2 protein-coding genes are annotated in these 2,180 nt (G+C 55.6%); both read left to right on the top strand.

Annotation, left to right across the window (positions count from 1 at the left end; genetic code table 11):
* Nucleotides 1-1,076 (top strand): ShlB/FhaC/HecB family hemolysin secretion/activation protein (locus ACGF63_RS22720; protein WP_387633343.1); only part of this gene is annotated, 1,076 nt, incomplete at its 5' end.
* A gap of 50 nt (nucleotides 1,077-1,126) precedes the next feature.
* Nucleotides 1,127-2,180, top strand: a 1,054-nt coding sequence (locus ACGF63_RS22725) for a filamentous hemagglutinin N-terminal domain-containing protein (protein ID WP_387633345.1), incomplete at its 3' end; no start/stop codon positions are given.

Genomic DNA, 2,180 nt, shown 5'->3' on the forward strand with positions numbered 1-2,180 from the left:
ATATTGTCCCGGCAGAACAGCCAGGGGAGAGTGATATTGTACTGGACTGGCGTCAGTCACGGCACTGGCGAGTTGCCACTTATCTGGATGATACCGGATCCAAAAGCACCGGGCGTTATCAAGGTGGGTTAACCTTTTTTCTGGATAACCCGCTGGCATTGAGTGATCTGTTTTATCTTTCCGGTGGGCGCGATATTCACGCGTCTGCCGGGAAAGGCAGCCAAAACGACACGCTCTATTACTCACTGCCATTTGGCTACTGGATGACGAGCGTGACGGCCAGTCATTACGATTATACCCAGACGATAGCCGGGCTGAATCAGGCGATTCAATACCGGGGCAAAAGCCAAAATCTGGCGGTCCAGCTCAGTCGGGTGCTGCACCGTAATGCTGACCAGAAAACGTTGCTCAATGGTGAAATTTATCGCCGGGCGTCCCGCAATTTTATTGACAACACCGAAATCGATGTTCAGCGCCGGGAAACCGCAGGCTGGAAGCTGGGGCTGTCCCATCATCACGCTATCGGCAATGCCACTCTCGATACCAAAGTCACTTACCAACAGGGCATGCGCTGGTTTGGCGCGCAACCGGCACCGGAAGAGTACCGCAATGAAGGGACGGCTTTACCTAAAATCACCCAATTCTCGGCGACGCTGGCCGGGCCGTTAACGCTGTTTGCTCAGCCCTTTTCTTATCAAACCCAGTATCTACGCCAGATAAGCGCCAGCCCATTGACGCCCCAGGATCGCTTTTCGATTGGCGGCCGCTGGACGGTGCGCGGCTTTGATGGCGAGTTGACCTTATCCGCTGATCGGGGCTGGTACAGCCGGAACGAACTGGACTGGCAAACCCCGCTGCGTGGGCAATCGCTGTATCTGGGGATCGACTATGGCGAAGTGGGCGGACGGGGCAGTGACGCTCTGCTCGGAAAACACCTGGCGGGCAGTGCTCTGGGCTGGCGAGGCAGCCTGAAAGGGGTGAGCTACGACCTGTTTGTCGGTGTTCCGCTGTCCAAACCCGCCGGTTTCCAAACTTCCCCCGTCACGGCCGGATTCAACCTGTATTGGCAGTACTGATTCAGAATAACAACGCTGCCCGTGTGTAGCGTGTGAGTGGAGCAAACGTCATGAACAAGCAGTTGTATCGTATTATCTTTAATCAGGCCCGCCAGATGTGGATGGTGGTAGCAGAGATAGCGCGTGTCGGACGAGGACGAACAGGGTGCCGCACTCGTCGCCCATCTCTACCGTCGTGTCGTTGCCGACTCACCGCGTTACGATTCAGTCTCTTGTTAGCCCTCGGCGGTGTATCGCTGACGGCTCAGGCCAATATCGTGGCGGATGGACAGGCGCCGGGCCATCAACAGCCGACCCTCATTCACAGTGCCAATGGCACACCGCAGGTCAATATCCAGACACCCAGTGCTGATGGGGTTTCCCACAATAGCTACCGTCAGTTTGATGTGGATAAACAGGGTGTTATCCTCAATAACAGCGCTAACACCACTCAGACGCAACTCGGTGGGATGGTGGCCGGTAACCCCTGGCTCGCCAGAGGGGAAGCGAAAATTATCCTCAATGAAGTCAACAGTCGCGATCCCAGTCACCTCAATGGTTGGATCGAAGTGGCTGGCCGCAAAGCGGAAGTGGTTATCGCTAACCCCGCCGGTATCACCTGCAACGGCTGTGGCTTTATCAACGCGCATCGTACCACGCTGACCACCGGCGAGGCGCTGATGGAACAGGGCCGGTTGAAAGGCTTTGATGTCAATCAGGGGGAAGTACGGATTGACGGGCACGGCATGGACAGCACACAGCAAAGTTACACCGATATTATTGCCCGCTCCGTCGCGATTAACGCCAAATTACATGCGCAGGACCTGAAAGTGACCACCGGGCGCAATATTGTGGATGCCGCGCACCAGCAAATTGAAAAAAAATCGGCTGACAATAAAAAGTCCCCGGAGTTTGCGTTGGATGTAGCGGCACTGGGCGGCATGTATGCCCATAAAATTAGGTTGATAGGCACCGAAGCGGGTGTGGGGGTGCATAACGCCGGTAACATCGGTGCGACGGCGGGTGAAGTGCATATTACCGCAGATGGGTGGATTGGGAACAATGGCACCCTCAGCAGCCGTGATGCGTTGCAATTAACCGCTTCCTCTAATATCTCGAACACAG

It is taken from the genome of Photorhabdus sp. RM322S, from assembly GCF_042879395.1.
Lineage (GTDB): Bacteria > Pseudomonadota > Gammaproteobacteria > Enterobacterales > Enterobacteriaceae > Photorhabdus > Photorhabdus khanii.